Annotated in this window: 13 protein-coding genes; 6 read left to right on the top strand and 7 right to left on the bottom strand. The window is 27.4% G+C overall.

Going from position 1 to position 17,776, the window contains the following annotated elements:
- Positions 1 to 42: 42 nt before the first annotated feature.
- Positions 43 to 243 carry a DNA-directed RNA polymerase subunit omega gene (locus BLO14_RS00125; RefSeq protein WP_091971507.1) on the top strand — a complete coding sequence of 67 codons (201 nt, stop codon included), beginning with the start codon at positions 43 to 45 and terminating at the stop codon, positions 241 to 243.
- Positions 230 to 1,150, top strand: coding sequence for a tRNA (adenosine(37)-N6)-dimethylallyltransferase MiaA (miaA, locus tag BLO14_RS00120; protein ID WP_091972261.1), 921 nt, complete (start codon positions 230 to 232; stop codon positions 1,148 to 1,150). Before BLO14_RS00125 ends, miaA begins: the two co-directional genes overlap by 14 nt.
- Positions 1,151 to 1,291: 141 nt before the next feature.
- Here miaA and BLO14_RS00115 read toward each other — a convergent pair whose 3' ends face one another.
- The gene (locus tag BLO14_RS00115) at positions 1,292 to 1,663 is read right to left on the bottom strand and encodes a hypothetical protein (protein ID WP_091971503.1); all 372 of its coding nucleotides are present in this window, start codon (positions 1,661 to 1,663) and stop codon (positions 1,292 to 1,294) included.
- An 80-nt stretch (positions 1,664 to 1,743) separates the two neighbouring features.
- On the opposite strand from BLO14_RS00115, the gene BLO14_RS00110 reads away from it, so the two are divergent.
- Positions 1,744 to 2,289, top strand: a complete 546-nt coding sequence (locus BLO14_RS00110) for a hypothetical protein (protein WP_091971500.1) — start codon at positions 1,744 to 1,746, stop codon at positions 2,287 to 2,289.
- Here the strand turns inward: BLO14_RS00110 and BLO14_RS00105 are convergent.
- The 4 genes from BLO14_RS00105 to topA all read right to left on the bottom strand — a co-directional run bounded on the left by BLO14_RS00105 (position 2,282) and on the right by topA (position 8,695).
- Entirely contained in the window at positions 2,282 to 2,929 is a 648-nt protein-coding gene (locus BLO14_RS00105) for a phosphodiester glycosidase family protein (RefSeq protein ID WP_091972259.1), read from the bottom strand. The genes BLO14_RS00110 and BLO14_RS00105 overlap by 8 nt on opposite strands.
- 139 nt (positions 2,930 to 3,068) lie before the next feature.
- On the bottom strand, positions 3,069 to 3,584 hold the full coding sequence (locus BLO14_RS00100; protein WP_091971497.1) for a hypothetical protein: 516 nt from the start codon (positions 3,582 to 3,584) through the stop codon (positions 3,069 to 3,071).
- Positions 3,585 to 3,656: 72 nt separating this feature from the next.
- Complete coding sequence (locus BLO14_RS00095) at positions 3,657 to 6,143, bottom strand: ATP-dependent RNA helicase (RefSeq protein WP_091971494.1); 2,487 nt, start codon at positions 6,141 to 6,143, stop codon at positions 3,657 to 3,659.
- A gap of 2 nt (positions 6,144 to 6,145) precedes the next feature.
- Complete coding sequence (gene topA / locus BLO14_RS00090; RefSeq protein WP_091971491.1) at positions 6,146 to 8,695, bottom strand: type I DNA topoisomerase; 2,550 nt, start codon at positions 8,693 to 8,695, stop codon at positions 6,146 to 6,148.
- 73 nt (positions 8,696 to 8,768) lie between these two features.
- Between topA and sbcD the strand changes: the two genes are divergently transcribed.
- Genes sbcD through BLO14_RS00075 form a run of 3 tightly spaced genes read left to right on the top strand, consistent with a single transcriptional unit; the run spans position 8,769 to position 13,808 of the window.
- Entirely contained in the window at positions 8,769 to 10,010 is a 1,242-nt protein-coding gene (gene sbcD / locus BLO14_RS00085; protein WP_091971489.1) for an exonuclease subunit SbcD, read from the top strand.
- Positions 9,997 to 12,843 (top strand): SbcC/MukB-like Walker B domain-containing protein, encoded by a 2,847-nt coding sequence (locus BLO14_RS00080; RefSeq protein WP_091971487.1) that lies wholly within the window; start codon positions 9,997 to 9,999, stop codon positions 12,841 to 12,843. The genes sbcD and BLO14_RS00080 overlap by 14 nt, the downstream gene beginning before the upstream one ends.
- A 32-nt stretch (positions 12,844 to 12,875) precedes the next feature.
- Positions 12,876 to 13,808, top strand: coding sequence for an ROK family protein (locus BLO14_RS00075; protein WP_091971485.1), 933 nt, complete (start codon positions 12,876 to 12,878; stop codon positions 13,806 to 13,808).
- Positions 13,809 to 13,830: 22 nt separating this feature from the next.
- Here the strand turns inward: BLO14_RS00075 and BLO14_RS00070 are convergent, their stop codons facing one another.
- A complete protein-coding gene (locus BLO14_RS00070) occupies positions 13,831 to 14,652 on the bottom strand; it encodes a hypothetical protein (protein WP_091971483.1) in 822 nt (273 codons plus the stop codon).
- A complete protein-coding gene (ileS, locus tag BLO14_RS00065; protein WP_091971481.1) occupies positions 14,646 to 17,774 on the bottom strand; it encodes an isoleucine--tRNA ligase in 3,129 nt (1,042 codons plus the stop codon). The genes BLO14_RS00070 and ileS overlap by 7 nt, the downstream gene beginning before the upstream one ends.
- Positions 17,775 to 17,776 lie beyond the last annotated feature (2 nt).

Below are 17,776 nucleotides of genomic sequence, written 5' to 3'. Positions count from 1 at the left end.
CCGATTTCATATTTTAATATGTTTAGCTTGTAAGGAGATTAAATGACTAAAGTGCCTTTAAAAAAAATACAAGACTTTGATGGAAATTTTTATGAACTTGTTGCTGCTACTATAATTCGCACAGAGCAAATCATAGACAATATTTCTTTAGCAGAGCATGCTATGTTTGATGATAAAATATTAGGACAAGCTTTTAATGACGTTTTGAGTGGTAAATTTAGCTATTCAATTGAAGGAAGATAGGATAGTTTTTATTTTTGGTCCTACCGCTGTAGGCAAAAGCAATATTTTGTTTCATTTTCCAAGAAATAAAGCAGAAATTATTAATGTTGACTCTATTCAAGTATACAAAGAGTTCAATGTAGCTTCTTCAAAACCAAGTAAAAATTTGATGAAACATATAAAGCATCATTTAGTAGATTTTTTAGATCCAGAGGAAGAATACAATCTTGGAATTTTTTACGAGCAAGCTTTGAGAATAGTAAAAGAAATAAGACAGAAAAAAAAAATTCCTATATTTGTAGGAGGTACTGCTTTTTATTTTAAGCATTTAAAGGATGGATTTCCTTTAACACCCATGGTTACTTCTAAAATAAGAATTTATGTGAACAATCTTTTAGACCTTAAAGGCAAATCCTATCTTTTGAAAGAATTGAAAAACGTAGATCCTATCAGATTTAATATGTTAAATAAGAATGATATTTATCGTATTAAAAGGTCCCTTGAGGTTTACTATCAAACAGGAATTCCTATTAGTCAATTTCAAAAAAAACAAAATAAGGAATTTAAAAATATTATGATTATAGGTCTTAAAAGATCTTTTGAAGATTTGAAAACTAGAATATCAATAAGAATTAATGAAATGCTCAATAGTGGATTACTCTCTGAGATTAAAGGTTTGTTTAGTAAGGGTTACAATGAAAATACTCCAGCTTTTAAAGGGATAGGCTATAATGAGTTTTTATTATGGAAAAGTAGACCTTGTTATGGTTTAAATGATATAATAAATTTGATAAACAAAAATTCGGTTTTGTATGCAAAAAGACAAATGACTTTTTTTGCTAAGATTTCTGATGTTTTATGGCTTCATCCAGAGGATGATTTAAATGACATTTTGAATTTAATTTTTAAAGTTGATAAGGAGATTTAAGGAGTGCCTTGCGGAAGAAAAAGAAAATTAAAAAAAATTTCTACTCATAAAAGGAAGAAAAAAAGAAGGAAAAATAGACATAAGAAAAAAAATAAGTAATTTGTTGCATTGATCGGACTTTTTTCCGGTTGTGTAGCAAGGTTATTTAGAATGTTCAATTATTAGATTGTTAACTATGTTTATGTCTTTGCTAAAGATGTAGCTTTTAGTTCCCTTGTAATTGACTAGGATCCAATTTCCTTCAATTCCATAGCGTTCTGTTTTTTCTAGTATTTTTTCAATTTTTACAACTTCATTTTTTCTAAGTAGAATTGCGTAATCATAATCTAATTCGTTATTTTTCTTAGTGCTTTTGGTAAGAAAAGCATAGTCTTTTATTATTATACCTACTTTATTGCTAAACCCAAGAATGCTGCTTTTGGGCAAGTTCAATTTTTGAATGAGAGGAGTTTTATTATTTTTATTGCAAGTTAAAAGAATTAAGGATAATAAATATAATATTTTTGTATTCATAATTTCCTTGATTTTTTATATACTACTTTAGTATGTTACTATAATAATATAGTATTTTTTAGAATTTTTAAGGATTGTTAATGAAGAAATATCTTTTTTTTATTTTATTTCTCATCTCTTCTAATAATTTAATTGTTTCTTATCCACTTTCTTTTGGCGGAGGTTTTTCTTATCAATTTACCAATTATACTGATAAAACAAGTTCCACTAAATTTGCTCCAAATTTTACTAGGTCAGATCATGGAATTAATTTTAATTTATTTTTTGATGCAAATTATGTACTTTTTGAAATGTCTTACAAAGAGGCTTTTGTTACTACTAATAATGGAAGATATTTCTCTTTTGGACTTTATGGAACATATCCAATGATTTTTAAAGAACAGATTAGAATGCTTTTTCCATTGATTGGGTTTAAATATGCCGTTGATTTAAATTCTAACAACCACAATCTCTTTTTTTTAAGCATGGGGCTTGCTGCTGATTTTTTTATTCCGGATTTTGAGGGTTTATACATTAGGCCTTTGTTTGTGCTTTCTATCTCTCCATTTTCTGATTATAAAAATTTTTCTGGGTTAACAACTGAGATTATGCTTGGATTTAATATTGGTTGGAAGTTTTTTAATTAGGAAGTTTTATTCCTAAATGAAATGGTACAGATCTTTCCTTTCCAAAAATGTTTGCAGTAAAGTTTAATTTGTGAGGAGCGTTATTTGATTTTACAACAAGAGTGCTTGAGCCCCCCCCATCTAGATTAATGGCGTTAGTCATGCCATAACTTAATGCAAAATCAATAGTTTCATTAAGAGAAGCCCCTTTGCTATTATTTACCCCTCTTCCTTCTATTGTAGCAAGAAATAAATACTTGTTATTTTTATCAGTTCCTATTATTGTTCTTGGGTGTTTTGTTTCTTTGAAGTTTTTTTTATAATTTCCGTTTTTGATTAAAACAAAAAATCCGCTAAATCCATAATCAGAGGTTTTTATTTCGTCTTCTACGGGATTTAATACAATTTTATTTTGTTTTATTGTAATCTCTCCATAGTTGGGTATTTGTTTTGAAATCATTTTTTTATTATATATGTATAGTCCTTTTGGAAAAAATATGTTTTGTTTAACTTCGTATGGACTTGTGTTGATCGCAATGTCAACATTGTTAGAAATTAAGAAATGGCTTGTTGTTTGTCCTTTAAAATAATAATTATTTAGCTTTTTGTCGTAAATAGGCTCTGATATGGTGAACTTTAGATCTTTATTTTCAATTTTCACTAGAACATAATTGCTATTTACAAAATAACCTCTAATGATTTTGTATTTGGCTTTTTTAGTGATTGATTTGGATAACATTAGTCCTGATGATGAAATACTTAAAATAAATATTAGCAGTGTTAATATTTTCTTATTCATTTCATTCATTTCTTTTTATTTTATAAGAATAAATGCTTTTGGGATAGTTTGTTAATATGATATTTTTAATTTGTGTTGCTAATTTTTTATTTTTAAATTTTATAAGATTAAATATTTGATAAATTATTTTGACATCTATATTTTTTTCATTATTTAAAATTTTTTTAATTTCTTCTTCATTAATATGATCTTCATTTATTCTTAATTTTAGCGAAATGATTTCGGTTTTTATTTTTTGATTTTTAATCTTTTTTTTATTTATTTTTTTAAAAAAATTATCAGCTTCTTTATATTTTTTGATTTTTAGATAATATTTTGTAATTAGTAGGTAATATTGTTCTAAGTTGAAATTTTTAATTTTATTTATTATTTCTAATTCTTTTGGCAAGTTATTAGTTAAATCATAAAGCATATACAGCTTTATTAAATTTTCTGTATTTTCCTTATTATTGCTTTGCGATTTGGGAGGAGCGATTGCTAAAAATAATAAAACATGGAAAAAGGATAACCAGTTCATAATTTATTATAAACCTTGTTTTTATTATAATGAAAATAATTTAATATTATTGTTTTTATTCTAATAAGACTTTCAAGTTTCAGTTTCTACAAAGAAGTAATTTAATTTTTTGTAAACTTTATTTATTAATTTCTTTATAAAATGTAGCTTTTTTATGTATTCTTCGTTTTCCATAAGGCTTTTTATGCTTTCCATAGATTCTTCTATTGCCATTATGAAATTTTGTTTGGGTTTTAGTCGAAAATTTCCAAGTCGATCTGTTTCCAATGATAGGAAAAGAGCATTTTTTTTGGAGGGTGAACTTATAAATTGCATTGTACACTCTAAGAGATCTTTCATTTTTTCAGGTTCATCAATGTTTACGTTGTTTGTTTCATATTTTTTTATACACTGCCAATTTTTTCCCATGCCTTTGACTATTTCTATAGTTTCTAAAAATTTTTTGTTGTTAAAAACTGTTACATTTTTATGTATCAATTGTATTTTAATTTTTTTCAAATCTTCATTATTTAGATTGTTTAATTCGTTTTTTGAAATCATCTCTTTTAGTGCTTCTAGGCTAATTTTTATTACACAGGTGTTATTTTTGTGCTCCGCTTTGAAAATTTTTTTTCCTATTTTGATTTCATTGATAATTTTTGTCTGTTTGGCGTTTGTTATCCGTTTCTCTTTATCAGGTATGTTTTTATGTTCAAGCTCTTCATTAAGATCAATAGCGTCAATCCATTCTTTTTTCAAGACACCAATGGACCTTGCGTACATTTTTGTAGTTTCTATAATTTCTCCTGCAACAAAATATTTCACGGAATCGGTACTAATAAGTGATCCGGGATGAATTATTACGTTTTGAGCTTTAATGGTTTTATATTTCTTTTTTGAAGTTTTAAAACAAATATAATCTCTCATTCCTCGCATTATTGATTTTAAATATCCTTCGTTGTCAAAAACACCTTTTTGTATTATTGGTATATTTAATTTGCTAACAATGTTTTCAAGCTGCATTTGAACATTTGCTATCTCTTCTAGTCCTTGTAGATCTAAATAATTTTCCTTTGTGAAAGCTTCTTTATTTGCAGCTTTTTTAAAATCTTCAAAGATATTAATAAACCCAATTAGATCCCCCATTGGATTTTTATATTTTAAGTGAGCTTGTCGAGCTTCCGTTTCTTCATTTTGGGGTATTAGAAAAATTCCACTTGTGGATAAAAATGATAGACCTATTGTAGTTTGATAGATAGCTTGTGGGTAATTTATCATTGCTTCAACCAATGCTCTTGAATGTGCTGGCACCAATGGAAATAGTATCATATATTTTCCAATTTCTGTAAGTTCGTTTTTATTATTTATAGCATCCAGAGATTTTAATATTTTGCTTGCAGTTTGAATCGAATGCGTTGATGGTTTTGAGATAAAATCAAAATGGGTAAAATCTCTGATGCCAATATCTGCCATTCTTAGTATTACCTCAGATAGGTCTGTTCTATATATTTCTTCTTTCTGATAATCTTCTCTTAGTTGATAATCTTCTCTTTTATAAAGTCTGTAGCAAGTTCCTTTTGAAAGTCTTCCTGCTCGACCAGCTCTTTGAGTCGCTGATGATTTTGAAATTGGAACTTCTTGGAGTGAATAGGTATGAGTTTTTGTTTGGAATTTGTTTGTTTTAACTTTTCCACTATCGATTACTATTTTAATATTTTCAATTGTGATTGAAGTTTCTGCGATGTTTGTTGACACTATTATTTTTCTTTTATTTTTAGGAGTAGTTACAAATATTTGTTCTTGAGCTTCTTTAGGCATTCGACCGTATAAAGGCAATACTATTAAATTTTTTTTTGAGTTTAATTCTTGTAATTCTTTTATAGTTTCTTTTATTTCTTTTTCTCCAGATAAAAATATAAGTATATCGCCTGCTTTTTTTTCTTTTATTACGTTCAAGACAATTTCTTTTATTTTTGATATCATTCCTTTTGGTGTGTTTAAAATAGGAGGATTGTATATTATTTGCACTGGGTATGTAATAGTTTCAATGCTAACAACCGGTGCGTTGTCGAAATATTTTGAAAATACTTTTGTGTTTATTGTAGCAGATGAAATTACGATTTTAAAATCATTCCTTTTTCTTGCAATGTCTTTAATAAGGCCTAATATAAAATCGATGTTTAAACTTCTTTCGTGTGCTTCGTCTATTATGATTACATCATATTCATAAAGTAATGTGTCTTTTTTTAGCTCTTGTAGAAGCACTCCATCGGTCATTAACTTGATCTTGGTTTTTGAACTTGTAATTTCTTCAAATCTTATTTTGTAACCAACTTCTTCTCCAACATTTACACCAATATGCTTAGCAATATATTCGGCTATTGATATTGTAGCTATTCTTCTTGGTTGAGTTACTCCAATTTTTCCTAATTTTGCAAAACCTGCTTCATATATTATTCTTGGCAGTTGAGTGGTTTTTCCGCTGCCTGTTGGACTTTCAACAATTAAAACATTATTTGTTTTTAATACTTTAATTAATTCATCTTTGTATTTATAAATTGGTAGTTTGAAATCATTCATATTTACAACAAACTGAATACATATTTCTCATTTATTTCGTCAAGACTAATGTTATCAGGTAAATCAACCTTCTTTCTTTTAATTTTAGCATAAAATTTGTCGTTTTTTTTGTAAATATATATTTTGTTGCCGATTTTGTTTTTAGAAAATGTGATCATTTTAACGATTATGCCTACTTTATTAACTCTTTCGTTGAGCAGACTGACAGCCTCGTCTAGTGTTATATTATATGCTTTTATATCTTTTTTTAGCGAGCAAGCAATACTTCCGCTCTCAGTTTTAATATAATCTCCAAAAACACCAGTTGCAGCAATGATTTGTTCATTGGTTTGAGGATGTTTACCGATTGTTTTTGGTAGTGAGAGCAATTTTAAAGCAAGCTCTAATGTTATGTTTTCGGGGTCAATTTTTTTAGTTGATGCTTTTTTTGCTTTTATTATTTTTAATTTTTTAGGTTTTCCTTTTTTTGTGTATTCTTGAGGAGCATAAGTGTCTTCTCCGAGTTGTACTATGTTTCCATAAATTGTATTTTTGAAGATTACATTAAGTCCTGTTAAAGGATCAATACCAAGTATATTTGGTTTTAATTCTTTTTCATTTACTATTTTTTCTATTTCATCTTTTTTGTACAAATTTTCTAATGGAGTTGTTGTGTTTATTGAGTAATTATGCCCTTTGAATATTAAATAAGGCCCATACTTGCCAATGTTTATTGTATAATTAATGCTATTATCTTTATTTTTTATGTTTTGATTTTCAATAACAGTTCTAAATTCGGAGGAATTAATTTTAGGCTCTAGTTGCATTGCCGTATACTTTAGCCCGTTTTTGCCATTATAGAATTTGTTTAGATATTTTATTTTATCTAGCTTTCCTATTGCTATTTTATCTAATTTTTCTTCCATATTAGAGGTGAAATTTAGTTCAATTAGTACTGGAAAATATTTCTCAAGAAGATTTATTACAGCAGCCCCTTTTATAGTTGGTATTAATGTGTTGTTAAGTTTGAATGCATATTCTCTTTCTAGGAGTGTTGATATAATTGTAGAATAGGTTGAAGGACGACCTATTCCTTCTTTTTCCATTTTTTGCACAAGAGATGCTTCTGTATATCTAAATGGAGCTTTTGTTTCGTGTTCGCTTGTTTTCATTTTAACTATAGAAAATATATCTCCCTTTTTTATTAAGTCAAAGTTTATGTTAAAATATTCATCTTTTTCTTTAGTATGTTTAAGAAATCCATCAAAAATTATTTTTGTAAAGCTTGATTTGAAAATTAAGTTTTTATACCTAAAAGTCAGTTTTATATTTTCTTTTATTGCATCTTTCATTCCAGAAATAATAGTTCTATCCCATATTATTTTGTAAATTTCTTTAGCGGCTTTGCCTTCTATTTCTATGTTTTCGTTTGGAATAAACATTTCAGAAGGCCTTATTGCCTCATGTGCATTTTGAGTCATTTTTCCTTTTTCATAAATTCTTTCTTTTTTTTCTATATAATCTTTTCCGTATTTGGTTTTTATTATTTTTGTTATTTTATCTCTTGCAATTTTAGCAATATTATGAGAGTCTGTTCTCATATAGGTAATGTATCCGTGTTCGTAAAGTTTTTGAGCGTGTTGCATTATTTGCTTTGTTCCAATTTTAAGGCGCTTATTTATTTCTTGTTGAAGTGTTGATGTAGTAAATGGCTTTGGAGGAGGTATTTTTATTTTTTTAGTTTCTATTGAAATTAATTCAATTTTTTTTCCATTTTCTAGTTCTTTTTCAAGTTTGATCATTAAATCTTGGTTTATTATTATTGTTTTGGTGCTATTTTTAAGTTTTCCGGTTTCATTTGCAAAGTCTTTACCCTCTGCTATATTCTTGTCATCAATTTCTTCTAATTTTGTTTCAAGTAATAAATCTTTTTTATCATGTTTACATTGAAGTAAAATTGAATAATAATTGGCTTTTTTAAAATTTATTCTAGTTTTTTCTTTTTCTATTAATAGTTTTAATCCAACGGATTGCACTCGCCCAGCAGAAAGTCCATAAGCTATTTTTTTCCAAAGTAGTGGAGAAATTGTGTATCCGTATAGTCGGTCTAATATTCTTCGAGCTTCACCAGCATTAACAAGATTCATGTCTATATCTCTAGTATTTTTTAGTGATTCGGTTATTGCAGTTTCCGTGATTTCATGGAATATCATCCGTTTATAGTTTTTAATTTTTAATACTTCTTTTAAGTGAAATGCTATAGTTTCTCCTTCTCTATCTTGGTCGGTTGCAAGATATATCTCATTGATTGTTTTTACCAATTTTTTTAGTTTTAATACAACTGGTTTTTTATTGCTAGGAATAATGTAAATTGGGTTAAATCCATTGTTATAATCTATGGAAATATTTGCCCATTCGTATTTTTTATATTCTTTGGGAATTTCTTTTGCATTGTTTGGTAGATCTACTATATGTCCAATGCATGCTTCTACTAAGAATGAGTCGTCTAAAAATTTTTTTATTGTTTTAGCTTTTGTTGGCGATTCAACTATTATCAATTTTTTATTTTGCATAAATTCCTTATGTTTATATATTGTATTATAATATATAAACATAATTTAAGAATTAAAAAAGTGAGAGTATTTTGTGGACAATTATAAAATTCTACATACTTCAGATTGGCATATTGGTAAAAAGATTGAAAATTTTTCAATACTTAAGGAACAGAAAAATTTTTTATTTTTTCTGTTAGAATTTCTTAAAAAAGAAAAAATAGACCTTTTACTTGTTGCTGGAGATGTTTATGATTCCAAAAGGCCCGGATTTGAAGAGCAAAAATTGGTGAATAATTTTTTTTATGAGCTTTCTTTTACTTCTTGTAAATGGTGTGTGGTTATTTCTGGAAATCATGATAAAAAGGATTATTTGAGTATCAATAAAAAACTTCTTTCACGGTTTAATTTTTTTTTAATAACAGAATATGATTCTGATGATCAAATAGTTTTCTTAAAAGATAATGGAAATCTTAAGTTTATTGTTGTTTGTCTTCCACATATAAATGAAAGGCTTATTTTAGGAAAAAATTTTGACAGTATTTTTGAATTGGAAGATCAGTTTTCCAATAAGCTGTTTCTTGAAAATTTAGAAAATGCTTACAGAGAAAAGATATCAAGTTTATCTAATTTTTTAGAAAACAAGTACAAAGGAGTTCCTAAGATATTAATGGCGCATTCTTTTTTTGGCAGCAGTAAAAAGATTGATACCTTAGGAGGTAGCTATATTATCCCTTTTAATGTTTTTGGAAATGATTTTTCTTATGTTGCTCTTGGGCATATTCATAAATTCATGAAACTAAGGGATAATATTGTTTATTCAGGATCTCCTATGCAATATTCATTTAATGAGACCCATGATAAATATATAAATGTTTTACATTTTAATAACAATAAGTTAATTTTGCAACAAGCATTTCAGGTGCCGGTTTTCAATAAATTAATTTTTGTTAAAGGTTCTTTTAATGAAGTTCTTGACTTTTTGACTAATGTCAAAAAAGAAGAGTCTTTTAGTATTTATTTGAAAATTGAACTTAACGAGACGATTGATGCTAGTTCTGAGGAGACCATTTATGACTTAGCAAAGCTTAATTTTATGAATCTAGTTTCTATTTCCTATTCTTCACTCTCAAGTCAAGATTTGCAAGACGATTTCGGTGTTATTGGAGAACTTGAAGTTCTTGAAATGGATGAAAAATATTTTTTTGAGAAAAAGTTGAGACGAGATTTTGAAAACGGTGTTATTAAGGATATTAAATTTAAGGAAGAAGATCTTATTTCTCTTTTTAACGAGGTTTTGGCTAAAGGATATTTAGGCGAATATGAGGATAAATAAACTCATATTCAAAAATATAGCTTCTTACAAAGGGGAGCATGAGTTAAATTTCGATACTCTTCTTTTAAGACAATCAGGCATTTTTTTAATTTCTGGCAATACTGGATCTGGCAAAAGTACTATTTTAGATTGCATAACTTTGGCGCTATATGCTCGTGTTTATAGACTTGGTAAAAAAATCGTAGATATTATATCAAAAGGCGAGACTAGTGCTTATGTTAAATTAACATTTACTATTTCTGGAAAGATTTATGAATCTTTTATTGAGCTTAATGTAAGAAATATAGAGACTCCTAAAAATATGTTGCTTAGCTGTTTTTTTGATGATAGGGTTATTGAGGGTAGAGCTGATGTTTTAGAACATATTAAAAGTCTTTGTCGATTAGATTTTAATCAATTTTGTCAAACTGTAATTTTGCCACAAGGTAATTTTCAAGAATTTTTAACATCAACCCCTAAAGAGAAAACCGCAATAATTGATAATATTTTTAATTTAAAAAAATATGATAATTTGGAATTTTATTTAAAAAGTGACTTTGAGCGTACAAAGTTTAGTATAGATAGGTTATTAAATTCTGAATCTTATGAAAAATCAATCCTTGATTATGATGAGAGAGAGTATAAATCCCTTAAGGATTATTTGGATTTAGTTGATATTGGTCAATTAGAAAGTGATCTTGAAAATGTTAGAATAGCTATTTCTTTGTGTAATCAGGCAATAGCGTCTAATGAGAGATATTTAGGCTTAGAAGTTGAAATGTCTTCTTTAGAGGATCAGTTATCTTCTCTGATTGAATATCAAGATTCTTTAGAAATGGACTATTCTATTCAAAGGAAATTAAAAGAGAATTTAGATTTGGATAGAAAAATTTATTTATGTTCAGATTTTTGGAATTTGAAAAATCTTGTTGCTATGCAAGGCGAGTTATTTAATGATAGCCAATTACTTGATTTAGAACTTTCAAAAGTGATAAATAATTTAAAAGAAATTAAAGATTTGGATAGCAATAATTTTAATTTTAATTATGTTAAGGAACTTTATAATAAAAATTGCAATATTTTTAATTTAAAATTTGTTGATAATGATTATCAAAGTTTACTTTTAAAGAAAAATAGTCTTGAGGATGAAAAAAAAGAATTATTAAGGTCTCAAAGTAAAAAAAATGATGAGATTAAAAGTATTTCTTCTGAGAAATCTAATTTCGATTTTGACAAATATGTTTATTATGAAGCATTAAAATTATTTCAAACTTTTAACGATGAGCTGATTTCAAAATATAGAGATAGGTTGGAATTTTTGTTAAAATCTGCTGACAAAGAAGATTTTAACAAAAATAAGGAAAAAAATATTGTTAAGATTGATTTGTACAAAGAGTTGTTAAAATATCTTAATGATAAAAATTTTTCTATTGAGAGCGATAAAAAGAAACTAAAATATATTGAGGTTGAATATAGAAATTATCAACATAAAGATAAATTATCGGTTTGTAGTTTAAAAGAGCTTTATATTTTAAATTCAAGACTTCATTTGATACAAAATCAAATTGATGAGCTTAAATATCAATTATCTTGCAGACAAGAAGAAATTTCTAAGCAAGAGATTAATGCTTTGGAGTTTGAAAAGAATAATGCTGAAATTTTAAGTTTGATTGGAAAAAATTTATTTGATAAATACATAAATTATTTTGAGAGAGAAAAAATTTTAGCATTTGAAAATAAATTAGAAAAGCTTGAACAATTTAAGGTTAGGAAAAAAGATTTAAAAATTGAGATTTCTTTAAAAAATAAAAATTTTAATCAAAATCTTTTAAAGATTAAAAGTTTATTAATAAAACTTAATTTAAATTTAAGTTTTAACGATTATTCTTCTTTGGAAAGAGAATTTAATATTATTTTGGCTAGTCAGAAAAGTGTAGAAAATGAATGGAATACGCTTGTTTTAAATCTTAAAAATTTAGAAGATTTAAAAATTAAAACTGAAACCCAAATTAAATTTATAAAGAAATCTATATTGACTCTAAAAGCAAGATTAAATGGAGAGCAAAATAATTTTATCAATATAGTTTCAAATTTAAAAAGTGTTTTTTTTGGTTCATCTTCTTTTGAAGTAGAAGCTATTTTGAAACAAATCAATAAGAATAGCTTGCATTTGTTGCAAAAATTGAGTTTATCAATTAGCTCTAAGCTTGAATTTTTGTCCAGAGATATCGAGAAATATAAAATAAAACTTTTAAATTTTCAAACTCTTCAAAAAAAGATTGATCAACAAAAAATTAATTTAGATGTGCTAAGAGGAGAATTAAATCTGGCTAAAGAAAGGAAAGATAAGCTAGATGTTTTAAGAAAGGTGGTTATTAGATCTTCTGGATTGAAATACTATGTTCAAACTTTTTTAATTAATGATATTTTAAGACTGGCAAATGAGAAATATTTAAGGTGGATTTTTCCTGATTTTGAGCTTAAAACCAACAAAGAGAGCAAGGAATTTGATTTTTTAATTGAAGACAAAAAAGATGTTAATAGAATAAGAACGGTAAAAACTTTGTCTGGGGGTGAGAAATTTCTTGTATCTTTAGCTTTATCTTTAGCTTTATCTGATAAAATAAGGGATAGTGATTTAAAAATAGAAGCTTTTTTTCTAGATGAAGGGTTTGGTAATCTTGACGAAGATACTTTGGCTCAAGTTATGCCTAAGCTTTCTAAGTTTCAAATGATTACTGGACGACAAATTGGTATAATTTCTCATGTTTCTTATTTGAAGGAGATGATTAAAGCGCAAATAGTTATAAACAAAATTTCTAAAATTTCTTATATTGCTATGGAAAATTTATGATCATTTATGTACAATTAGGCCTGAGGATAAATATGAAACGTTATTTGGCAATCGATGTTGGTGGAACTAGTACTAAATATTCGCTAGCAGATTCAAGCGGTGTTTTTTTTGATAAAAATGAAATAAGTACAGGCACTACTTCTGATGAGCAAGTAAATATTTTAGTTAACCTTATTAATTCTTACAAAGAATTAAGCGATGTAGTTGGGGTTGCAATTTGTATTCCCGGGTTTGTTGATCTTAAGGGAAATGTCATTAGAGTGAATGCTATTTCTGGTTTTATTAATTATCCTTTAAAAGAGAGATTAGAATCTTTAACTGGAGTATGTATAGAAATTGAAAATGATGCTAATTGTGTAGCCTTAGCAGAAAAATTTAAGGGTAATGCTATTGATTCTAATGATTTTATTGCTATAACCCTTGGCACAGGAATTGGTGCTGGAATTTTTACAAATGGCAAACTTTTAAGAGGAAATTCTTTTATGGCCGGAGAGGTTGGATTTATGATAACTAGAGGTATTAGTGGCAATATTCCTTTTAATTGTAGATGGGAATCCATTTCTTCTGTATTAGCCTTAAGAAAAAGGGTTGCTATGCGCTTAGAAAAGCCTTTAAAAGAGGTTTCAGGAGAATGTGTTTTTGATCTTGCTGAGAATGGAAATATTCATGCCAAAAATGAAGTTGACAGATTTTTTGAGAATTTATCATTTGGTATTTTTAATTTAACTTTTATTTTAAATCCTGAAAAAATTTTGATTGGGGGAGGAATAAGCGCAAGGCCTGATTTAATAGATAGAATATATGAAAAATTAGAAAATTTATGGTCTTTAGAGATGGCTTTAAGTAATAATAATAATATAAAAAATCTTGTAACACTTGAGCCAACTAAATTTAAGAATGAGTCTGGTAAAATTGGAGCTTTATATCATTATTTTACTTGCAAAAAGCAAATTAATACCTTTTAGGAGTTAATAAAAATTTTTAGATTTAAATATTTGAAACCAATGTTGCTATGAAGTTTTCAACACTAGATTTTTGAATATTAAATTCTATTTCTACTGTATTTTGGTCTTTTATTGTGGCTTTTATGTTGCTTGATATTGTAAGGTTAGTCGTGTTTGTTAAAATAGTTGGAATCAGTTTTTTTGACAGTATTTTTATTATTGATGGGTTGTTCGTTTCGATCAGAGATTTAAAAACATATTCGTTTTGATTTAGGCTGTTTATAGACAAAGTGCCGCTGCTAAAAGGGATTAAATTTTTGCTACTTGCTATTTGGTTTGGTAGCAGTAATGTCGAATTTTGAATCCAAAAAAACATTTCATTTTTTTCTATTTCCTTGATGTATTTCGTTGTTAGTACATTGTTGTCTTTTAAGATTTTATCTTTTTTGTTTATTGTAATACTGGTTCTAGCTTTGTTTGGGGTAATATATATGTTTGAATTTTTCAGTTTCCATTTTGGGCTTGTAAGTATATTGCCTATTAGTTCTGTATTTCTATTTTTATGAATTCCCCAGAAAATATCTTTTGGGAAATTGCCCGTTGCTATTATAGCAAAGTCGTTATTTTCTTTTTTATAGCTAAAGTATAAATCGCTTATAAGTCTTAGAATAGATTTATATTTAGGGCTTAAAGAGTTGCAAATAGATCTGTTTTTAATTAAATTTACATGGGCATATAAATTTGCGTCGGGTAAAAGTTCCATTAAATAATTTAGATTTTGTTTTGGAGGATTGTAAGGTAGGCTAGTGCATCCTACTACTACAAGGCACGAAGTGGCAATTATTTTAATTAATATTTTTAACATTTTTCAATTCCTATTGTTGTAAATATGTTGTCGTCAAGGTTTATTTTTTTTTCTAGCTTACTTTTGTTTGATATGATATTTAAGGCTAATGTTTCAGTTTTAATATATTGTTCAAATTTATTTAGTATTTCTTTTAATGTTGCATTATTTTCTATGTATAAGTTTATTCTATCGCTAACGTTAAAATTTTTTTCTTTTCTTAAATTTTGGATTTGTCTTACAAATTCCCTTGTAAGACCTTCTAAGTATAATTCTTGCGTTATTAGGGAGTCTATTCCTATTGTAATGGACTCTTCATTTATTACTTTTAAGTTATCTTTTTCTTCTCTTTCTAATATTATATCATTTAATGATAAGTAATGCTTTGTATTAGCTACTTTGATTTCGTAAGATATTCCATTTATTATTTTTATTATATCTTCATTTTTTAGCTTGCTAATCTCAATAGATACCGTTTTCATATCTTTTCTAAGCTTTTTCCCAAGTTCTTTAAAGTTTGCTTTCGCTTTGTAAGTTATAAGCTCTTCTTCGTTAGATTTTATTTTCATTTCTTTTGCATTTATTTCATCTAATATTATTTCTTGCATTTCTGTTAGCATATTTTGTTCGTTTTGATTTTTTGTGACAATGTATATTGTACTAATAGGCATGCGTATTTTTATATTGTGCAATGATCTGAGTGATCTTGCCATTGAAGTTATTTTTCTTGCTAGATTTATTTTCTCTTCAATTGTTTTGTTGATGAAATTTTCATTTGCTTTTGGATAATCGTTAAGATGTATTGATTGCTTGTCTTCATCGGTTTTTAAATTTTGATAAATCTCTTCTGTTATAAATGGAGTAAAGGGAGCAAGTAAAATCATTAAAGTTTTGATTGCATAATATAATGTTTCGTAGGCATCATTTTTGTCTTTATCGTTTTCTGATTTCCAAAATCTTCTTCTTGATCTTCTTATATACCAATTATTTAATTTATCTATAAATTCAAGTAAAGATTCTATTGATTTTGTTAAATTATATTTGTCTATTTCTTTATTTAGTATTTTTTTTAGGCTTTCAAGTTCGCTTATGATCCATTTGTCAAGGTTGTTATTTTTATCTAAGTTGAGATTTTTTGGAGGTTTGAATTTATCAATTATTGCATAAGTTGTGAAAAAGGAATAAGCATTCCAAATGGGTATTATTATATTTTTAAGAACGTCTTTTACTCCATTGTCGCTATATTTTAAATCATCAGCCTTGACTACAGGGCTCATTATTAAATAAAGTCTTAAGGCATCTGCTCCGAATGTGTTTATTACTTTTACCGGGTCTGTATAATTTTTAAAGGATTTTGACATTTTTCTTCCATCACTTGAAAGCACAAGTCCATTTACAATGACGTTTTTGAATGCTGTGTTTTCAAAAAGAGAAGTTCCCAGGACTGTAAGGGTATAAAACCACCCTCTTGTTTGGTCCAGACCTTCTGCAATAAAATCAGCAGGAAATATATTTTTAAAATTAATTTCATTTGTGAATGGGTAGTGATTGCTAGCGTAAGGCATTGCTCCAGATTCAAACCAACAATCTAGAACTTCACTTGTTCTGATAAATGTGCCGCCGTCTTTGCTTGGCCAGGTTATTTTATCTACTTTGTCTTTGTGTAAGTCTTCGATTTTTTGACCAGATAGCTCTTCAAGTTCTTTTTTTGATCCAACACAAATTTTTTTTCCTGTTTTTGAGCATATCCAAATTGGAATTGGATTTCCCCAGAATCTGTTTCTGCTTATTGCCCAATCCTTTGCATTTTCTATCCATTTTCCAAATCTTCCTTTTTTCAAATGAGCTGGCATCCAATTGATTTTTTCATTTACTTCGATGAGTTTGGTTTTTATTTTTTCTACATTTACAAACCAGGAGCTTATTGGTCTGTAAATAATTGGATAGTTTGTTCTGTAACAAAATGGATACCTGTGCAGATAATTTTCTCTTTTGAATAAAAAATTGCGTAATTTTAGGTTTTCTATTATTTTTTTATCAGCATCTTTTACAAAAAGTCCTTTAAAATCTTTTACCCGATTTGTGAATTTACATTCAGCATCTAAGGGGTCTATTATATCGACATTTGTGTGTTTTTTAAGTATTCTGTAGTCTTCTTCTCCAAAAGGGGCAATATGAACAATGCCTGTTCCATCGTCAGTTGTAACATAGTCGGCTGTGTGGACCTTGAAAGCACCTTTATCTTTTTGTTCTAAAAAGTAGTTAAAAATAGGTTCATATTCTATGCCTTCAAGCTTGCTTCCTTTGAATTTTTCTATAATAGTGTATAAATTTTCATCATCATAATAGCTATTAAGCTTTTTTGATCCAAGTATCAAAATCTCTTCTTTTTTTTTGTCAAAAATTTTAGAATATTCTATTTCTGGTCCCACTGCAATTCCAAGGTTTGAGGGCAATGTCCAAGGGGTTGTTGTCCATGCTAGTAGATATTCGTTTTTGTCTTTTATTTTAAATTTTATTGTTAATGATGGGTCATTAACCTCTTTGTATTCTCCAAGATTCACTTCGAAGTTTGAAAGCGGAGTTGCAAGTTTTGGAGAATAGGGCAGTACATAATAACTTTCGTAGATTAAACCTTTATTGTAAAGATTTTTAAATACCCACCACACAGATTCCATAAAGCTTGCATCCATAGTTTTGTAGCCTTTTTCAAAATCTACCCATCTTCCAAGCCTTAAGATTATATTTTTCCATTCTTCTGTATATCTAAGTACTATTTTTTTGCATTCTTTGTTAAAATTTTCAACGCCATAATTTTCTATTTCGTATTTACCAGAAATTCCTAATTTTTTTTCTACTTCGTATTCAACGGGTAGTCCGTGGGTATCCCATCCAAAATTTCTTTTAACATATTTACCTTGCATTGTTTGATATCTTGGAATTATGTCTTTTATTGTGTTTGGAACAAAATGTCCAAAATGAGGAAGTCCTGTTGCAAAAGGCGGTCCGTCATAAAATGTAAATTCTTCACATCCTTCTCTTTGTTCTATTGATTTTTCAAAAATCCTGTTGTCAGTCCAGAATTTTAATATTTTTTCTTCTATTTTAGGAAAATTGGCCTTGTTTTCTACTTTTTTAAACATAT

Origin of the sequence: Borreliella japonica, assembly GCF_900099615.1 — a bacterium.
GTDB classification, from domain to species: domain Bacteria; phylum Spirochaetota; class Spirochaetia; order Borreliales; family Borreliaceae; genus Borreliella; species Borreliella japonica.
The sequence above is the reverse complement of the archived record's forward strand: the minus strand, read 5'-3'. Positions and strand labels throughout refer to the sequence as shown.